The following is a 17,866-nucleotide window of genomic DNA, read 5'->3' on the forward strand; positions in this document are numbered from 1 at the left end:
CATGTCGGAGACCACCGTCCACCTGGGACCGAACAAGTACGGCAAGGCCGAGAACCGCCTGGTCCGGGTGACCCGGCACGGCGACCGGCACGAGATCGCCGACCTGACCGTGACGTCGCAGCTCATCGGCGAGGCGTTCGCCGGGTCGTTCACCAGCGGCGACAACTCCCGGATCGTCGCGACGGACACCCAGAAGAACACCGTGTTCGCCCTGGCGAAGGAGCACGGCGTCGGCGCCCCGGAGGACTTCCTCGCGCTGCTCGCCGACCAGTTCACGAGCGAGTTCGACTGGGTCGAGGGCGGGCTCTGGCAGGCGGAGGTGCACCCGTGGGAACGCATCACGGTCGACGGACAGCCGCACGACCACTCGTTCCGCCGCACCGGCACCGGGACCCGTCTGGCGACGGTGCACGTCGAAGGCGGCGAGCGCCACGTCACCGGCGGCGTCAAGGACCTGGTCGTCCTGAAGTCGACCGGTTCCGAGTTCCACGGGTTCCCGCGGTCGCGGTTCACGACCCTGCCGGAGACGACGGACCGCATCATGGCGACCGAGGTCACGGCGCGGTGGCGGTACCTGCCGTCCGCCGTCGCAGCGGGGATCGACTACGACGCCCTGTACGACGAGGTCGTCGCCGTGATGCTCGAGCAGTTCGCCACGGTGCACTCCCTCGCCCTGCAGCAGACCCTGTGGGAGATGGGCCGCGCGGCGATCGAGCTGCGACCGGAGCTCGCCGAGGTACGGTTCGCGATGCCGAACAAGCACCACTTCGTCGTGGACCTGTCGCCGTTCGACCTGACGAACGAGAACGAGGTGTTCATCGCGGCCGACCGTCCCTACGGGCTGATCGAGGGGACGGTCGTCCGCGACGGCGTGGCCGAGGCGCCCCGCGCGTGGGAGCACCTGCCCGCCTTCGTCTAGGCCGAGGGCTCCTCGCGCGGCAGTGCGATCGGCGCCGTCGACCGCACCCCGTCGTACGAACCGACCGCCGGGTCCTCGCCGTACCGCTCGGCCACGGAACGCGACCCGAGCAGCAGGTTGAGCAGGATCGCCGCGACGGCGCCGGCCGAGATCCCCGAGTCGAACACCAGCGTGAACCAGGTCGGGAACTGCCCGTAGATCTCCGGGGCGACGGTCGGCAGCAGCGCGATGCCGAGCGGCAGCGCCACCACGAGGACGTTCCGGTTGTCGAACCGCACCTTCGACAGCGTCCTGATGCCCGAAGCCGCCACCATGCCGAACAGGGCGACACCGGCACCCCCGAGCACCGCGTGCGGGATCGCCTCGACCACCGCGGCCACCTTCGGCACCAGGCCGAGCACCACGAGGATGCCGCCGGCCGCCGTCGCCACGTACCGGGAGCGCACGCCGGTCAGTGCGACGAGCCCGACGTTCTGCGCGAACGCCGTGTACGGGAACGTGTTGAACACCCCGCCGACGACGGTACCGAGTCCGTCCGCGCGCAGACCGTCGGCGAGCGTGCGCTTCGACACCGGGCGGCCGGTGACCTCGCCGACCGCGATCATGTCGCCGGTGGTCTCGGTCATGATCACGAGCCCGACGACGAGCATCGACACGATCGAGGCGAGGTCGAACGTCGGCAGCCCGAAGTGGAACGGCGTGACGAAGGCGAACCAGCCCGCGTCGCCGATGCCCGACCCGTCGACCATGCCGGGGACGAACAGCGCCACGACCGTGCCGAGCAGCAGTCCGAACAGCACCGAGACCCGGGCGAGACCGCGCGGGGCGAACCGTTCGACCAGGACGATCGCGAGCAGGACCCCGGCGGCGAACGCGACGTCGAGCGGGTCGGCAGCACCGTCCTTGCCGCCGTCGGTGACCCAGCCGGCGGCGACGCTCATGAGCGACAGACCGATGATGAGGATGACCGTGCCGGTGACGATCGGTGGGAACAAGCGGACGAGCTGCGCGAACCATGGTGCGACGACCACCATGAAGACGCCGCACGCGATCGTCGCCCCGTAGACGGCGGTGATGCCGTGCTCGGTGCCGATCGCGATCATCGGGCCGACCGCGGCGAACGTGACGCCCTGCACGAGCGGCAGCCGGACTCCGAACCGCCAGAAGCCGACGGACTGCACGATCGTGGCGAGGCCCGCGACGAACAGGTCGGCGCTGATGAGGAAGGCCAGGTCGGCGCTGTCGAAGCCGAGGGCCCCACCGACGATGAGCGGCACGGCGATCGCGCCCGCGTACATCGCGAGCACGTGCTGCAGGCCGAGCGGCAGGAGCCTGGCGAGCGGTGGGACGGAGTCGACGCCGTCCTCGGTCGGTGTCGCGCGCGGTGTCTTCGTGGTCGTCATGGCGTCCCCTTCGAGCGGTGGTTTCCCTGTGCTCCGGACGCTATGCACCCCGTGTTTCCCCGGGATGACGGGCGTGGGTCGCGTCGGTCACCGGACCAGCGCCCGAAACGCACGCCGAGACGGCCGGGAGGCCCGTGGCGGATCCGCCACGGGCCTCCCGGCCGTCATCCGGTTGCGTCAGCGACCGATGGTCGACATGTCGGGGTAGCGGTCGCCGCTCGGGACCGGGAGCGCCGACAGGCGCGTGACCTGGTTCGCGGTGAGGGTCAGGTCGGCGGCACCGACGTTCTCCTCGAGGCGCGACACGCGCTTCGTGCCCGGGATCGGCACGACGTCGTCGCCCTGGGCGAGCAACCAGGCGAGGGAGACCTGGGCCGGGGTGGCTTCGGCCTCGGTCGCGATCGCCTTGACGGCGTCGACGATGCGCATGTTCTGCGCGAACGCTTCCTCTTGGAAGCGCGGGTTCGCCAGGCGGAAGTCGTCGGAGTCCAGGTCGGACGGCTTCGTGATCGCACCGGTCAGGAACCCGCGGCCGAGCGGCGAGTACGGCACCAGTCCGATGCCGAGCTCGCGCAGAGTGTCGAGCACCGCACCCTCGGGGTCGCGCGTCCACAGCGAGTACTCGCTCTGCAGGGCAGTGATCGGGTGCACGGCGTGGGCCTTGCGGATGGTCTCCGGACCCGCCTCGGACAGGCCGATGTGCCGGATCTTGCCCTCCTGCACGAAGCCGGCGAGCTGCCCGATGACGTCCTCGATCGGGACGGCCGGGTCGACGCGGTGCTGGTAGTACAGGTCGATGTGGTCGGTGCCGAGGCGCCGCAGGGACCCCTCGAGGGCCTCGCGCACGGACTCCGGTGCGGAGCTGATGCCGCGGCCGGTGGCGGGCGTCTCCTCACCGGCGGTGTGGGTGATGAGGCCGAACTTCGTCGCGATCACGACGTCGTCGCGGCGGTCGGCGAGGGCCCGGCGGAGCAGGTCCTCGTTCGTGTAGGGGCCGTACGCCTCGGCCGTGTCGAACAGGGTGACGCCGAGGTCGATCGCGCGGTGGATCGTGCGGATCGACTCCGCGTCGTCGGTGCCGGCGCCCGTGTAGAAGGCGCTCATGCCCATGGTGCCGAGGCCGACGGGTCCGACCTCGAGGTCTGCGAGCTTGCGTGTCTGCATGGTGCAGGTCTACTCCGGGAGCACCGCTCGGAGGAAGGCACTGCCTGTGCCGGTCAGACACGGGCACCGTTCGTGTGGATCCTCCAAGGTCCACGCGGGGCAGCGCGGCCTTCTGGTGTGATCGGGGCGTGAACCTGTACTTCCGGCTGTTCCTGTTGCGCCTGCGTGTCCGGCTCCGCCCGACGACCGGCGGACGGCGGCCGTCGCTCTGGGACGAGGCACGCACACCGTTCCGCGTGACCCTGACCGACCTGGACCCGCTGCGGCACGTCAACAACGGGAAGTACCTGTCGATGCTCGACCTCGGGCGGCTCGACCTGATGCTGCGGTCGGGGTTCTGGGGCGCGATCGCGGAGCGCGGCTGGTACCCGGTCGTCTCGGCGCAGACCATCACGTACAAGCGGTCCCTGACGCTCGGGCAGCGGTTCGAGCTCGTGACCCGGGTGCTCGGCGTCGACGACCGGGCCGTGTACCTGGAGCAGACCTTCGTCCGTCGCGGAGCCGTCGTCGCCCGTGCCGTCGTGCAGGCGCGGTTCCTGCGACGCTCCGGCGGGACCGTCCCGATGACGGACCTGCTCGACGCCGTGGGCGGAGCACCGGCTGACCGCGAACTGCCCGAGTGGGTGCACGGGTGGGCGGGCGCCGTTCGGATCAGCAGCACCGCCTGACGGTCACGGAACGGCGACAGATCCCGGCTCCGTTGGATGGCATCGCACCGCCGGCGCTACGCTGCGAGCACGGGGTGGATGCCCCGGACGGAAGGGGAACGTCATGGTCGTCATGTGGATCGTCATCGGAGTGGTCGTGGCCATCGCCGCGCTGCTCACCGTGCTCGAGGTGCAGAACCGCCGTCGTGCGAAGCGCCTCGCCCACCTCGAACCCGTCGACCCGACCCTCGGAGCCCGATCCCTCGCCGACGCCGAAGCGGCGCACTCGATGACCGAGGGCCTCGCGAAGTCTGCACACCCCGGCATCACCGGTGCCATCGGGGGACTCGCCGGCTCGTGAGCCGCACGTCGACCCGGCGCGCCCTGCTCGCCGGGGGCGTCGGACTCGGGCTCGCCGGGGTCCTGGCGGCGTGCAGCCGGCCGGGTCCCGCTCCGTCGGGTTCGCCGCGACCGACTTCCAGCGGCTCCGCCGAGCCGACGAGCACACCGACACCCGGTGGCCCCGACTCGTGGGACGCCCTCGCCGCCGCGGTCTCCGGCACGGTGCTCCGGTCCGGGTCGAACGGGTGGGACAGCGCCCGCGTGCTCGAGAACCCGCGGTACGACGACGCCGACCCGCAGGGCATCCTGCGCGTCGCCGGGGCTCCGGACGTGCAGGCCGGTCTCGCGTTCGCGCGGAACACCCGCACCCCCGTCGCACTGCGCGCGGGCGGGCACTCGTACACGGGCTGGTCGGCCGGCGGCGCACCCGGGACCGACGTCCCGCGGTCGCTCGTGATCAGCACGCAGGACCTCGACGGCATCGAACTGCACGACGACGACACCGTCACGATCGGCCCGGGTGCGCAGCTCGGGGACGTCTACGCCGCGCTCGCGAAGGCCGGACGGGCGATCGGCGCCGGCTCCTGTCCGACCGTCGGCATCGGCGGGCTCACCCTCGGCGGTGGGGTCGGCGTGTTCGTCCGCTCGTTCGGGCTGACCTGCGACCAGCTCACCGGCGTGACGCTCGTCACTCCGGACGGCGCCGTGCACGAGGTCTCGACGTCCAGCGAACCGGACCTGTTCTGGGCCTGCCGCGGTGGGGGCGGTGGAACCGTCGGCGTCGTGACCGCACTGACGTACCGGACGCAGGCCGCGCCTCCCGTCCTGCTCTTCACAATCACGTTCGCGTGGTCGGCCGCCGCTGCCGTGGTGCGCGCCTGGCAGGACTGGGCGCCCACCGCCGACCCGAAGCTGTGGTCGACGCTCAAGCTGCTGAACGGCAGTCGGCACACCGCGCCGACGGTCACCGTGACCGGCGTGTGGACCGGATCGAAGACCGGCGCCGACACCTCCGTCGACGGTTTCATCGCCGCCACCGGTGCGAAGCCGCTCGCCCACACCGGGCAGGTGCTCACCTACGGCGCCGCGATGTCCGCGCTGGCGGGGAAGCCGCAGCGGGTGTCCGAGGCAGCGACGTCGTCGATCGGATCGGCGAAGCTCACCGACGCGCAGATCGACATGCTCGTCGCCCGGGCGGCCGCGGCGGGCGACGTCGACGGCAACCTCGAGGGCGGGGTCGCGCTCGACGCCCTCGGCGGCGTCGTGGCGGACATCGGCCGGACCGACTCGGCGTTCCCGTGGCGATCCGCGCTCATGACCGTGCAGTACACCGCGGTCTTCGCCGACGGCGCTGACCCTGCACCGTTCGACGCGTACGTGCGGGGGTTCCGTCGGGCCATGCGGCCGGCGTGGGGCGACGCGGCGTACGCGAACTACTGCGACGCGGCGATCACGGACCCGTCGGCGTACTTCGGGGACAACACCTCGCGCCTGCACCGCATCGCCGAGCAGGCCGATCCGACGGGCGTGCTCGACCAGCCGAACTGGGTCTGAGCACGCACGATTCTCGGCCCGACGCACGCGAGTCTCGGTGTGGGCGACAGTTCTCGTGGCGCGCACCGCGAGGACTGTCGCCCACGCCGAGTCTCGGGCAGGAGCCGGGGCCGGTCGGCCGACCGCGTCCTACGATGACCGCATGGACATCGTCGACCTGGTGCTGCCGGACGTCGCCGCGTGGCGTGCCTGGCTCGACGCGCACGAGGGCGACGCCGACGGGGTGTGGCTCGTGCTCGCGAAGAAGGGCGTCACCGAGCCGACGACCCTGACCTACGACACCGCCCTCGACGAGGCACTGTGCTCCGGGTGGATCGACGGGCAGCGGCGTGGGCGGGACGACACGACCTACCGCCAGCGGTTCACCCCGCGGCGGAAGGCCTCACTCTGGTCGCAGCGCAACCTCGGACTCGTCGCGACGCTCATCGCCGACGGCCGGATGCGCGAGCGCGGGCAGGCCGAGATCGACCGGGCGAAGGGCGACGGCCGGTGGGACCGCGCGTACGCCGGGCCGGCGACCGCCACCGTCCCCGAGGACCTGCAGGCGGCGCTCGACGCGTCACCCGCGGCAGCCGCCCTGTTCGCCGAGCTCGACGGCACGAACCGGTACGCCGTGCTGCACCGGATCACGACCGCGCCGAGTGCGACCTCGCGGACGAACCGGCTGACGAAGCTCGTCGCCGGACTGGCACGCGGCGAGACGCCGCACCCGCGTCCGGACCGGTCGGAGCGCCGGGGGACACCGACTCAGGGACCGGCAACGCCTCCGGCGTAGACCGGGGACATGACCACTGACACCGACACCACGAACCGCCCGGCCGCGGCCTCCGGCACCTTCCGCATCGGTGGCGACCTCGAGGTCCACCGCCTCGGCTACGGCACCATGCAGCTCACCGGCCCCGGCGTCTGGGGACCCCCGAAGGACCACGACGAGGCCGTGCGCGTGCTGCGGCGCGCCGTCGAGCTCGGCGTCGACTTCTTCGACACCGCCGACTCGTACGGCCCCTACGTCGCCGAGGAGCTCCTGCACGAGGCGCTCCACCCCTACGGCGACGACGTCGTCATCGCGACGAAGGCCGGACTCACCCGGACCGGCCCGAACGAGTGGCCGCCGGTCGGCCGCCCGGAGTACCTGCGTCAGGAGGCCGAGATGAGCCTCCGCCGTCTGGGCCTCGAGCGCATCGACCTGTTCCAGCTGCACCGCATCGACCCGAAGGTCCCGCTCGAGGACCAGGTCGGCGAGCTGAAGAAGCTGCAGGACGAGGGCAAGATCCGGCACATCGGCCTGTCCGAGGTGTCGGTCGACGACGTCAAGGCGGCCCAGGAGATCGCGACGATCGTCTCCGTGCAGAACCTGTACAACCTGCAGAAGCGCGACGCCGAGGAGCTCCTCGACTGGTCGACCGAGCAGGGCATCGCGTTCATCCCGTGGTTCCCGCTCGCGACCGGCGGGCTGACCGGTGAGGACTCTCCGCTCACCGAGATCGCGTCGCGCAAGGGTGCTTCCCCGGCGCAGCTCGCCCTCGCCTGGCTGCTCAAGCGCTCGCCCGTCGTGCTCCCGATCCCGGGCACTTCGAGCGTCTCGCACCTGGAGGACAACCTGCAGGGCGCGACCATCGAGCTCACCGACGACGAGTTCGAGGAGCTGTCGAAGCTGGGTTCCTGACCCTTCGGTCGCGGACGCGACCGAGCGGCGGACGGGAGGCACGGTGCCAGCTGGCACCGTGCCTCCCGTCCGTCTCCCGCGTTCTCCACCACCGCGCTTGCGCATGCATACGCGGTATGGGCATACTCGGTATGTCCATGGTGGACGAGAGACGGGGGAAGTGTCATGAGCGTACGGATGGGCGTACTCGCGCTGCTGGTGGGGGGACCCGGCTACGGGTACCAGCTCCGGGGGGAGTTCGAGCACCGCACCGGCGGGAGCTGGCCGCTGAACATCGGCCAGGTCTACACGACACTCGACCGCCTGGAACGCGACGGCCTCGTGGCCCGCGGCGACACCGATGACGACGGCCACGTCGTCTACACGGTGACCGACGCGGGTCGCGGGGAAGTGGCGCGCTGGTTCAGCGAGCCGGTGCCCGCCAAGCGTGGGCGTGACGAGCTCGCGATCAAGTTCGCTCTGGCCGTGACGGTGCCCGGCGTCGACGTCGCGCGCCTGGTGCAGGTGCAGCGCGGTGCCGCGATCCGGAACCTGCAGGACCTGACCCGGCTCAAGCGCACGACCGATCCCGCGACGGACCTGGCGTGGTCGCTCGTGCTCGAGTCGATGGTGTTCCAGGCCGAGGCCGAGGTGCGGTGGCTCGACCACGTGGAGTCGACCGTGGCGCGGTACCGGCCGGACGACCCCCCGGCGACCGACGCTGGCTCCTCGTCCCCGACCGCCGCCGACACCGTGCGGAGTGCACGGTGAGCGCCGCTCCGCTCCTGCAGCTCGACGCCGTCAGCGTGCACTACGGCTCCGGCGCGAAGGCCGTCACGGCGCTGGCCGGCATCGACCTCGCCGTCCAGCGCGGTGAGATGGTCGCCGTCATGGGGACCTCGGGTTCCGGCAAGTCGACGCTGCTCGCCTGCGCCGGCACCCTGCTTCCGCCGACGAGCGGCGAAGTGCTGATCGACGGCGAGTTCGTGTCCGACCGGCCCGCCAAGGAACTCGCGGCCCTCCGCCGTCGCCTCATCGGGTTCGTGTTCCAGGACTTCAACCTGATCCCATCGCTCACCGCGGTCGAGAACGTGGCGCTGCCGCTCGAGCTCGACGGCTGGAAGGCCTCGCAGGCCCGCCGCGCCGCGGAACTGGCACTCGACAACGTCGAACTCGCGCACCGCGGCGACGCCTACCCGGACGACCTGTCCGGTGGGCAGCAGCAGCGCGTCGCGATCGCCCGGGGCGTGGTCGGCGAACGTCGGCTCGTGCTGGCGGACGAACCGACCGGTGCCCTCGACTCGCAGACCGGCGAGGTGGTGCTCCGCATGCTCCGACGACACGTGGACGCCGGAGCCGGCGCACTGCTCGTCACCCACGACGCCCGGCACGCTGCCTGGGCGGACCGGATCGTCTTCCTGCGCGACGGTCGCGTGGTCGACGAGACCGTGTACTCGGGCGTCGAGCTCGCCCTGTCGGACCGGACCGCGTCGTGAGCCGGCGTCGGCGTCCCGGTACCGGCCGGACGCCGTTCGCCCTCCGACCGGCGCTCCGTCTGGGGCGTCGACTGGCCTTCGCGAAGGCCGGTCGTGCGGCACTGATCATCGCGCTCATCGGCATCCCGACCGCCGGGTTCGCCGCAGTGGCGGTCGTCGTGCAGTCGACACAGCCCACGGTCGAGGAGTCACTGGACTACGACCTCGGCAACGCGGCGGCGCAGATGCGGGTGTCCGGACCGGACCTGCCCGGCATGCGGCAGGACCCGGTGCAGTGGCAGTTCACCGACTCGAAGCGGAACAGCCCGGTCACGAAGGCCGACGAGGACCCCCCGTTCGCGAACGTCCTCGCCCACGTGCCGGACGGTGCCCTGTCGATCCCGGTCGGCAGTACCCCCGTCGTGGTGCAGGGTCCGCGGGGCCCGGTGGGTCTGGCCGCGGTGGAGGGCAGCGTCTGGGACCCGTCCCTCGAGGGGCACTGGCGCGTCCTCGACGGCTCGGCACCGACCGCACGCAACCAGCTCATGGTCACGCCCGCGACCCTCGACCGGCTCGGTGCGCACATCGGTGACACCATCGACATCACCGATCCCGTCACGAAGCGGTTCACGATCACCGGGACGATGCGCGACCTCGGTTCGGCGCCCACCGAGCAGGGCGTGTTCCTGCCGTGGGGGACGACCCTGTCGACGACCGAGACCACCGACGACGCGGGTCTGACCGACGTCACCGTCTACCTGCCGTCGGACGCGCCGACCTGGTCGGAGATCCGGCAGCTCAACGCGCACGGCATCGTCGTGCAGTCCCGCCCGGTCGTGCTCGATCCGCCGGACGCCCGCCTGCCCGGCGGCCAGATGAGCTCGTCGCTCGGCTGGTACCTCGGTGCGATGGCGCTGCTCGGGGTCTTCGCGATGTTCGAGGTCGCGCTGCTCGCCGGGGCCGCGTTCCTGGTCGGCACCCGGGCGGACACCCGTTCGTACGCGATCGTCACGAGCGTCGGCGGGGACAAGCGGTTCGTCCGGACGATCGTCGCCGGGTCCGGCCTCGTGCTCGGGTCCATCGGCGCCGTCCTCGGCGTCGCGGTGGGCACCGGGATCGGCGTCGCGGTGTTCCGCCTGATCGACAACGGCGACGTCGTGTCGTTCCCCGGCTTGCACGTGCCCCCGCTCCTGCTGCTCGTGGTCGCGGCCGCCGGCGTCCTGGCCGGGCTGGTCTCCGCACTCGTCGCTGCGCGGGCCGCCACCCGCATCAACGTGCTCGCGGCGCTGCGGGGTTCACTCCGGCCCGCGCCCGTCGACCGTCCTGCTCGTCGTCGGCGACGCATCTGGGGGCCGGTGCTCATCATCGCGGGTGCCGTGATGACGCTGGCCTGCGGCGCCGGGGTGCTCATGCTCAACGACCGCCGGGTGCAGGACGACCACTGGGCCTGGGTGGTCGGTGCCGGGGTCGCGCTCGGGCCGTGCCTGATGCAGCTCGGCATCGCGATCTGCTCGCCGTGGCTCCTGGCCCTGGTGTCCCGGATGTCCGCACGCCTGGGCCTGTCGGCTCGGTTGGCCGCCCGCGATGCCCGGCGCAACCCGGTCCGGACGGTGCCGGTGCTCGCCAGTGTGATGAGCGTCGTGTTCGTCGCGTCGGTCGTGATCACGTGGAGCGCATCGAGCCACGCGCAGTACGTCCGCGGGTACGAGTACACGACGGCGGTCGGGGTCGCGACGTCCGAGGTGCAGCTGTCCAGCGAGGACGGTGCCGCCAGCGGGCACGACGCGGCGTTGACGGCGCACGCGGCGAAGGTCGTGGCGCGGGTGCTCGACCACGACCGGATCCGGGTGCTCGGCGTGGCCGAGGGCTGGGCGGGCGACACCCCGTCGTCCGTGACGATGCCGCACCGGTGGACGGACTTCGACTGCGACGGCTACGACTCCACGTCGTGCTCGTACTACCTCGACACCGCTGACGCGACCGTCCCGCACATCTGGACGGGCACCGTCGACGACTACGCGGTGCTCACCGGACACCGACCGTCTGCTGCCGTGCGGGATGCGCTCGAGGGCGGCAAGGCGGTGTCACTGTGGCCGGAGTACGCCCACGACGGTGCGGTCCGCATCGACACGTTCCACGAGCGCACGTGGGAGAGCCCGACGATCACGACGACGACGAAACCGGACGCCAGCGTGTCGATCCCGGCCGTGCTCGACGTGCAGTCGCCGCGGATCCAGGTCGGCGTCTTCATGACGAAGGCGACCGCTGCGCACTACGGGGTGCGCGCCGTCGACGGCATGCTCGTCACGACGCTGCCCGGGGACATCGCGCCCGAGCAGTGGGACGAGCTGAGTTCCGCCTGGCAGAGCTTCGGCGGCGCGGACCGCGCTCGATGGGACGGCCCGCAGTTCGCCTACGAGGCCGGGCCGGTCGACAACGGCGCGCTGATCCGGGCGATCGTGCTCGCGCTGGCCGCGGCGGTGACGATCGGTGCGACGGCGGTGGCCATCGGGCTCGCGCGGTCCGACGGGCGCCGAGACGACGAGGTGCTCGACGCGATCGGTGCCGCACCACGACTGCGACGGCGGGTGTCGACCTGGCAGGCAGCGATCCTGGCCTCGGTGGGCGCGGTGATCGGCACCCTGCTGGGGCTGCTGCCGATGCGGGCACTCACCCTGCGGTTCACCGAGCCAGCGGTCGGGTCGAACCACATGCCGTTCGTGCCGGACTGGTCGATGCTGGCCCTGCTCGCGATCGGTCTGCCGCTCCTGGTGACGGCCGGGGCATGGCTCACCGCGCACGGCCGACGCCGCGTGGCGGTGCGGCGGGCGCACTGAGGTGTGGGGCGGCGCTGCACGTGGCGCCGTCCCGGTGCAGCCTGGTCAGGCGCCGGGCTGCACCACCATGAGCACGGCGACGACGACCCACACCAGGTTGAACAGGCCGACCAGGGCAGCGAGCTTCCGCGGCGAGCGCTCGGTCCCGTTCCCGCGCAGGACCTCGCGCTGTTCCGGTAGGACCCCGAGCGCGAGGATCCCCGCAGCCACCGCGGTCAGACCGATCGAGACGAGCAGCCACGCCTCGTCGAGCGCCCCGACCTCGAACGCCAGGGCCATGCCGAAGGTCGGGACGGCGAGCGAGATGATCGAGTACACGTGGCAGATCCGGTGCAGGACCCTGGCGACCGCTCGGGCCCCCTGGTCGCCCGGATCGACGACGAGCGCGCGGGCCGGCTTCGGGAACATGCTCCCGGCGACCGCGACGGGCCCGAGGGTGAGCAGCGCCGCCACGACGTGCACGGTGAGGAGGACGCTGGACATCCCTTCCAGCCTAGGGCGCGGTACTTCGTGAGCAGAAATGGTCGGGTGGCCGTTGGCGGACTCGACCATTTCTGCTCACGAAGTGGTCACACGTTCGGGATGGGCACCTCGGCCAGCACGACCTCGTCGTCCATCGGGATCGGACCGCGCACCCGGGGGAGACCGTCGACCCACTCGACCGGCACCCCCGCAGCTGCGAGCCCCTCGACGCTCAGGTCGATCCGGAGCAGGGGGAGCGCGAGGTCGCCGTACCGCTCGGCGACGACGTCGGACACCCGGTCGGGCGTCGTGGCGCGGACGTACCCGCCCGGCTCGAGCGGCACCCCGCGAGTGGACACCTCGTACTCGCCGAACCCGCGGCTCATCTCCCAGTCGTCGGCGATCGCCACGTGACAGACCACATCGGTCATGGACCCTCCTCAGTAATGAAACGGGAGCGTATCATTACGACTAGGATGGGTCCGTGAACAAGCGAGGACGTCCGACCGCCGACGAGCGGACCGCCCGTGACGAGCGGATCCTCGACGTCGCGACCGCACTGTTCCTCGAGCACGGGTTCGCGGGGGTCGCGCTCGACCGCATCGCCGCCGAGGCCGGGGTCACCAAGCGCACGCTCTACACGGCGTTCGGCGACAAGCCCGCGATCCTCCACGCGGTCGTGCGCCAGCAGCACCCGTACGCCGCGCAGCCCGCCGCGGACCTCGTGTCCACGGCCACGGCGATCGGCAGCGCGTTGCTCTCGGACCGCGCCGTCGCCCTGCACCGGCTCGTCATCGCCGAGTCGGCGCGATCACCCGAGCTCGCCCGTGAGTTCCACGAGGCCGGCCCGCTCGCCGCGCAGCAGGCCCTGGTCCGCGCCGGAGCCACTCCGGAGACCGCCGCCGAGCTCTTCACCCTGCTGCTCGGGGAGCTCCACCGCGAGCGCCTGCTCGGCCTGGCTCCGGCCCCGACGGCGGCCGCGGTCGCCGCACGCGCCGCGCGTGCCGTCGCGGTGCTCTCGACGTGACCCCAGGGCGGACGGGAGGCCCGTGGCCAGCTGGCACCGGGCCTCCCGTCCGCCACGGAGTGAGCAGAAGGCGACGGGTCACGCGCTCGGACTCGTCGCCTTCTGCTCACTCGATGCGGCGCGAACCGCGCTCAAGCGGGGTCGGGCAGCGCCTCCGCGTACGTGCGGAACTCGCCGCGCTCCGAGTGGATCGCCCACAGACGATCCGCGATGGACTCGCCGGAGTGCTCCGGCTGCCCGTCGTCGATGCCGAACGGGATGATGAGCTGGCCGACGTGGACCTGCTCGTCGCGCACGGCGTCGTGCAGGAGCTGGGCGTAGGCGCTCTCGGCCGCGAAGGCGACCGAGGTGCCGGTGACCCGGGCGCCAGGACGCACCGCACTGCCACCGTTCACGAACAGGATCGTGCCGTGGCCGATCGCGCGCATGCCGGGCAGCACCTGGCGGACCGCGTTGACCGAGCCGTAGACCGAGAACTCGATCGGGCCGACCAGGTCGTCCGCGGTGGTCTCGAGCACCGGACGCATGTACTCCTTGGCGGGGAGCGGGCTGTACTGCAGCACCTCGATGGGGCCGAGCTGCTCGGTCGCACGCTCGAGGGCGCTGCGGAGCGAATCGCCGTCACGGACGTTCGCGGCGAACCCGGCGGCCGTGATGCCCTGCTCGCGCAGCGACGCGGCGAGGCCGTCCAGGCGGTCCTGGTTGCGGGAGACGAGGGCGATCGAGAAGCCCTCGCGGCCGAAGCGTTCGGCGACGGCGAGACCGAGGCCCTTGCCGGCCCCGATGATGGCGATGGTGGTCATGCGGAGTACTCCTCGTCGGTGACGTGTTCGAGCCAGGTGGTGGTGGTCGCCGGGTCGTCGGCGAGGTCGAGCATCGCGAGGTGCTCCATGTAATCCGTCGGGGTCGCACCGTGCCAGTGCTCCTCACCCGCAGGCGTGTAGACGGTCTGGCCCGGCTGGACCTCGATCACGCCGCCGTCACGGGTGCCCATGCGCGCGACACCCTCGGTGACGTGCAGGGTCTGGCCGTTGGCGTGCGAGTGCCAGGCGGTGCGGGCGCCGGGCAGGAACCGGACCTTCGCGACGGTCATCGACTGGCCGGCTTCCTTCGGGCTGGCGATGGCGTCGAGGTACACGTCGCCGGTGAACTGCGCGGCCGGGTTCTTGACGGTCGGCTGCTTCGGTTGGATCTTCATGGCCCCGACGGTAGGCCGATGTGCGCACTGGAGGGAGGTGCCGGCCGTACCCCTCAGCCGTTTCCCGAACGCGACGTGTGTGATCGACGCACGATCCGGGAGGACCACCGTGGACAGCAGCGAACACCCGAACCCGCACCCGAACCCGAACCCCACCCGAGCCCGATGCGGCTGGTCCGCTGCGGGCATCGCCGCGGTGGCCGCCCTCGCCCTGGGCGGCTGCGCCGATGCCGCACCGGACGACGACCGCGGCTCGTCGGCGAGCGCCCGCGCCACCGCCCCCGCCGACCTGCCCACCGGGCAGGTCGCGCTCGACGGCGACACCAGCGACGTGGTCACCGGGCTCGAGGCACCGTGGTCGGTCGTCCGCACCGGCGACGACGGCGACGCCCTGGTCAGCGAACGCGACTCCGCGAAGGTCCTCGAGCTGCAGGAGGACGGCACGACGCGCGAGGTGGGCACCGTCGACGGCGTCAGCCACGGCGGCGAGGGCGGGCTGCTCGGGCTGGCCCTGCACGACGACGACCTGTTCGTGTACTCGACGGCCGACGACGGCAACCGGATCCAGCGGTTCGAACTGACGGGCAGCGCCGGGTCGTGGGCGCTCGGTGACGCCACGACGATCATCGACGGGCTGCCGTCGAACACGTTCCACGACGGCGGCCGCATCGCGTTCGGCCCCGACGACATGCTCTACGCCAGCGTCGGGGACGCCGGCACGAGCAGTGACGCGCAGGACGAGGACTCGCTCGCGGGCAAGATCCTGCGGCTCACCCCGGACGGCGACGTACCGGACGACAACCCGTTCGACGGGTCACCCGTCTGGAGCCTCGGGCACCGCAACGTGCAGGGGTTGGGATGGTCATCGGACGGCACGATGTTCGCGTCGGAGTTCGGCGAGAACACCCTCGACGAGCTGAACGTGATCGAGGCGGGCGAGAACTACGGCTGGCCCGAGGTCGAGGGTGAGGGCGGCGAGGACCAGGGCTTCGTCGACCCGGTGCAGCAGTGGTCGACGGACGAGGCGTCCCCGAGCGGCCTGACGGTCGTCGACGACACCGTGTTCGTGGCCAACCTGCGCGGCGAGGTGCTCCGGGCGATCCCGGCGGACGACCCGGGGACGTCGACCGAGTACTTCCCGGGCGACTTCGGCCGGATCCGAACCGTGCTCGAGGGGCCGGCGGACACCCTCTGGTTCGTCACGAACAACACCGACGGCCGTGGTGACCCCGCAGCGGGGGACGATCGCATCGTCTCGGTCCCGCTCACGCGGTCGTGACGACCCCACAGGGGTTCCGGCAGCCCCTCGCTCGCACGCTGTCCAGCCGGTTACCGTGACGGCATGAACCACCGCGACGAAGCCCGCGACTTCCTGTCCAGCCGTCGCGCCCGCATCACCCCCGAGCAAGCCGGGGTGGAGACGTTCGGCACCCGCCGTCGGGTCACCGGGCTCCGGCGCGAAGAGGTCGCACGGCTGGCCGGCGTCAGCATCGACTACTACACGCGGCTGGAGCGGGGGAACCTGCAGGGCGTCTCGGACAGCGTGCTCGAGGCCGTCGCCGGTGCACTGCAGCTCGACGCCGCCGAGCTCGAGCACCTGCGCGACCTGTCCCGGCACCAGAACGCGACACCGCGGCGCGCGGGCAAGGTGGTGCCGGTGGCCGCAGTCCGCCCGGAGCTGCAGTACCTGCTCGACGTCATCACCGATGCGCCGGCGATGATCATCAACAACCGGCAGGACATCGTCGCCGCGAACGCGCTCGGCTACGCGATGCACTCGGACCTGGTGGCGGCACCGGCCCGGCCGATGAACTTCTCGCGCTTCATCTTCCTCGACCCGCAGGCCCGGAACTTCTACCAGGACTGGCAGCGGGCGGCGCACACGAACGTCGCGATCCTGCGGCGCGAGGCCGGCCGTACACCGAACGACCGCGACCTCGCAGCACTCATCGGCGAGCTGTCGATGCGGAGCGACGACTTCCGCGCCCTGTGGGCGGCGCACGACGTCCGCCGCCACTACGCCGGCGTGAAATCCTTCCGGCACGCTGTCGTCGGTCCGCTCGAGCTGCACTTCCAGACGCTCGAACTCGCCGAGGACCCCGGGCTCGCGCTCACGATCTACCCGGCGACCCCGGGCAGCCCGACCGCCGATGCGCTCCGCCTGCTCGCATCGTGGGCGGCGACGGAGCAGATCGCGGAACGTGCGCGCAGCGCGGTCAGCCCCGGATGATGTCGTCCGCGATCCGTGCGGCGTCGTCGATGGGCACCGCGAAGCCGATGCCGATGTTGCCGGAGGAGTAGCCGAGTGTCGCGATCGACGTGTTCACCCCCACGACGCGGCCGTCGAGCCCGACGAGCGGCCCGCCGGAGTTGCCGGGGTTGATCGACGCGTCGGTCTGCACGAGCGGCTGCGCCGATCGCTGCGAGGTCCGTTCGAGGGCGCTGATGATGCCCGAGGTGACGGTGCCGTTCAGGCCGAGCGGGGACCCGACCGCGATGACGGACTCGCCGATCCGCAGGTCGGCGCTGCGTCCGAGGTCGGCTGCGGGCACGGTCAGGCCGGTCGCCTCGATGACCGCGATGTCGCTGTCCTCGTCGCTGCCGACGACCCGGCCGTCGGTGCTGGTGCCGTCGGGCAGTACGAGCCGGACGGCCGACGATCCGTCGACGACGTGGTGGTTCGTCATGACGTGTCCGGCGTCGTCGATGACGAAGCCGGAGCCGCTCCCGCCGGTCGTGCGGACCTGCACGACGCTCTGCAGCATCCGCTGGGCGGCGTCCTCGGCGTCGGTCGCAGTACCGCCGGACGAGCCGGACGTCCCCGACGAGCCGGACGTACCGGACTGCTGCCGACCGGCCGCCGGGGCGCTGACCGGGGAGTCCGGGGTGACGAGCAGGGCGCCGGTGACCCCCGCGGTGCCGCCGAGGACGAGCGCGGCGACGAGGACGGTCGCGGTCCGGCCGCCGCCCCGCCGCTCGCGGCGCGGTGCCGGCTCGTCGAACTCGGACCGGCGGGTGGCCGGGTCCGGTGGGGGGCCCTGGACGGGCGTGGGGACGGACGGGAGGCCCGTTGCGAGCTGGTCCCGGGCCTCCCGTCCGCCGTCTGGTCGCGCAGATCGCTCGGGCGGTGCGCCGGTGGACCAGTGCTGTGGACCTGCGGGCCGGCCGATGCCGGGAGGGGTGTCACTCATGG

The 17,866-nt window shown here is 72.1% G+C and carries 19 protein-coding genes; 12 read left to right on the top strand and 7 right to left on the bottom strand.

Annotated elements, in window-relative coordinates; translation table 11 throughout:
• The first annotated feature begins 1 nt into the window (after nucleotide 1).
• Nucleotides 2-919, top strand: coding sequence for a factor-independent urate hydroxylase (pucL, locus tag EDF28_RS02500; protein WP_123937058.1), 918 nt, complete (start codon nucleotides 2-4; stop codon nucleotides 917-919).
• Here the strand turns inward: pucL and EDF28_RS02505 are convergent.
• Nucleotides 916-2,322 carry a nucleobase:cation symporter-2 family protein gene (locus tag EDF28_RS02505; RefSeq protein ID WP_260154483.1) on the bottom strand — a complete coding sequence of 469 codons (1,407 nt, stop codon included), beginning with the start codon at nucleotides 2,320-2,322 and terminating at the stop codon, nucleotides 916-918. The two genes, pucL and EDF28_RS02505, sit on opposite strands and share 4 nt — an antisense overlap.
• 177 nt (nucleotides 2,323-2,499) lie before the next feature.
• Nucleotides 2,500-3,486, bottom strand: coding sequence for an aldo/keto reductase (locus EDF28_RS02510; RefSeq protein WP_123937059.1), 987 nt, complete (start codon nucleotides 3,484-3,486; stop codon nucleotides 2,500-2,502).
• 128 nt (nucleotides 3,487-3,614) lie between these two features.
• Here EDF28_RS02510 and EDF28_RS02515 point away from each other — a divergent pair, with 128 nt between their 5' ends.
• The 8 genes from EDF28_RS02515 (at nucleotide 3,615) to EDF28_RS02545 (ending at nucleotide 11,986) form a co-directional block, all read left to right on the top strand.
• Nucleotides 3,615-4,154 (top strand): acyl-CoA thioesterase, encoded by a 540-nt coding sequence (locus tag EDF28_RS02515; RefSeq protein ID WP_123937060.1) that lies wholly within the window; start codon nucleotides 3,615-3,617, stop codon nucleotides 4,152-4,154.
• 103 nt (nucleotides 4,155-4,257) lie between these two features.
• Entirely contained in the window at nucleotides 4,258-4,494 is a 237-nt protein-coding gene (locus tag EDF28_RS19110; RefSeq protein ID WP_185094117.1) for a hypothetical protein, read from the top strand.
• Nucleotides 4,491-6,029 (top strand): FAD-binding oxidoreductase, encoded by a 1,539-nt coding sequence (locus EDF28_RS02520; RefSeq protein ID WP_185094118.1) that lies wholly within the window; start codon nucleotides 4,491-4,493, stop codon nucleotides 6,027-6,029. Before EDF28_RS19110 ends, EDF28_RS02520 begins: the two co-directional genes overlap by 4 nt.
• Nucleotides 6,030-6,171: 142 nt before the next feature.
• Nucleotides 6,172-6,804 carry a YdeI family protein gene (locus EDF28_RS02525; RefSeq protein WP_123937062.1) on the top strand — a complete coding sequence of 211 codons (633 nt, stop codon included), beginning with the start codon at nucleotides 6,172-6,174 and terminating at the stop codon, nucleotides 6,802-6,804.
• 9 nt (nucleotides 6,805-6,813) lie between these two features.
• Complete coding sequence (locus EDF28_RS02530) at nucleotides 6,814-7,695, top strand: aldo/keto reductase (protein ID WP_123292994.1); 882 nt, start codon at nucleotides 6,814-6,816, stop codon at nucleotides 7,693-7,695.
• 165 nt (nucleotides 7,696-7,860) lie between these two features.
• On the top strand, nucleotides 7,861-8,445 hold the full coding sequence (locus tag EDF28_RS02535) for a PadR family transcriptional regulator (protein WP_260154484.1): 585 nt from the start codon (nucleotides 7,861-7,863) through the stop codon (nucleotides 8,443-8,445).
• Complete coding sequence (locus EDF28_RS02540; protein ID WP_123292992.1) at nucleotides 8,442-9,170, top strand: ABC transporter ATP-binding protein; 729 nt, start codon at nucleotides 8,442-8,444, stop codon at nucleotides 9,168-9,170. Before EDF28_RS02535 ends, EDF28_RS02540 begins: the two co-directional genes overlap by 4 nt.
• Nucleotides 9,167-11,986, top strand: coding sequence for an FtsX-like permease family protein (locus tag EDF28_RS02545; RefSeq protein ID WP_123937063.1), 2,820 nt, complete (start codon nucleotides 9,167-9,169; stop codon nucleotides 11,984-11,986). Before EDF28_RS02540 ends, EDF28_RS02545 begins: the two co-directional genes overlap by 4 nt.
• Nucleotides 11,987-12,031: 45 nt before the next feature.
• On the opposite strand, the gene EDF28_RS02550 is transcribed toward EDF28_RS02545, so the two are convergent.
• Together EDF28_RS02550 and EDF28_RS02555 are read right to left on the bottom strand one after the other, a co-directional pair.
• Nucleotides 12,032-12,469: a hypothetical protein gene (locus EDF28_RS02550; RefSeq protein WP_123937064.1), complete on the bottom strand. Its 438-nt coding sequence runs from the start codon at nucleotides 12,467-12,469 to the stop codon at nucleotides 12,032-12,034.
• A gap of 86 nt (nucleotides 12,470-12,555) precedes the next feature.
• On the bottom strand, nucleotides 12,556-12,879 hold the full coding sequence (locus EDF28_RS02555) for a DUF952 domain-containing protein (protein ID WP_123937065.1): 324 nt from the start codon (nucleotides 12,877-12,879) through the stop codon (nucleotides 12,556-12,558).
• 53 nt (nucleotides 12,880-12,932) lie between these two features.
• On the opposite strand from EDF28_RS02555, the gene EDF28_RS02560 reads away from it, so the two are divergent.
• On the top strand, nucleotides 12,933-13,475 hold the full coding sequence (locus tag EDF28_RS02560; protein ID WP_123937066.1) for a TetR/AcrR family transcriptional regulator: 543 nt from the start codon (nucleotides 12,933-12,935) through the stop codon (nucleotides 13,473-13,475).
• Nucleotides 13,476-13,606: 131 nt separating this feature from the next.
• Here EDF28_RS02560 and EDF28_RS02565 read toward each other — a convergent pair whose 3' ends face one another.
• A complete protein-coding gene (locus tag EDF28_RS02565) occupies nucleotides 13,607-14,278 on the bottom strand; it encodes an SDR family oxidoreductase (RefSeq protein WP_111083610.1) in 672 nt (223 codons plus the stop codon).
• Nucleotides 14,275-14,673, bottom strand: coding sequence for a cupin domain-containing protein (locus EDF28_RS02570; protein ID WP_123937067.1), 399 nt, complete (start codon nucleotides 14,671-14,673; stop codon nucleotides 14,275-14,277). Before EDF28_RS02570 ends, EDF28_RS02565 begins: the two co-directional genes overlap by 4 nt.
• 109 nt (nucleotides 14,674-14,782) lie before the next feature.
• On the opposite strand from EDF28_RS02570, the gene EDF28_RS02575 reads away from it, so the two are divergent.
• Together EDF28_RS02575 and EDF28_RS02580 are read left to right on the top strand one after the other, a co-directional pair.
• Nucleotides 14,783-15,952, top strand: a complete 1,170-nt coding sequence (locus EDF28_RS02575) for a sorbosone dehydrogenase family protein (RefSeq protein WP_260154486.1) — start codon at nucleotides 14,783-14,785, stop codon at nucleotides 15,950-15,952.
• A 63-nt stretch (nucleotides 15,953-16,015) separates the two neighbouring features.
• On the top strand, nucleotides 16,016-16,903 hold the full coding sequence (locus EDF28_RS02580) for a helix-turn-helix transcriptional regulator (protein WP_123937069.1): 888 nt from the start codon (nucleotides 16,016-16,018) through the stop codon (nucleotides 16,901-16,903).
• Here EDF28_RS02580 and EDF28_RS02585 read toward each other — a convergent pair.
• Complete coding sequence (locus EDF28_RS02585; protein ID WP_123937070.1) at nucleotides 16,890-17,864, bottom strand: S1C family serine protease; 975 nt, start codon at nucleotides 17,862-17,864, stop codon at nucleotides 16,890-16,892. The genes EDF28_RS02580 and EDF28_RS02585 overlap by 14 nt on opposite strands.
• Nucleotides 17,865-17,866 lie beyond the last annotated feature (2 nt).

It is taken from the genome of Curtobacterium sp. PhB137 (assembly GCF_003814955.1).
Taxonomy (GTDB): Bacteria; Actinomycetota; Actinomycetes; order Actinomycetales; family Microbacteriaceae; genus Curtobacterium.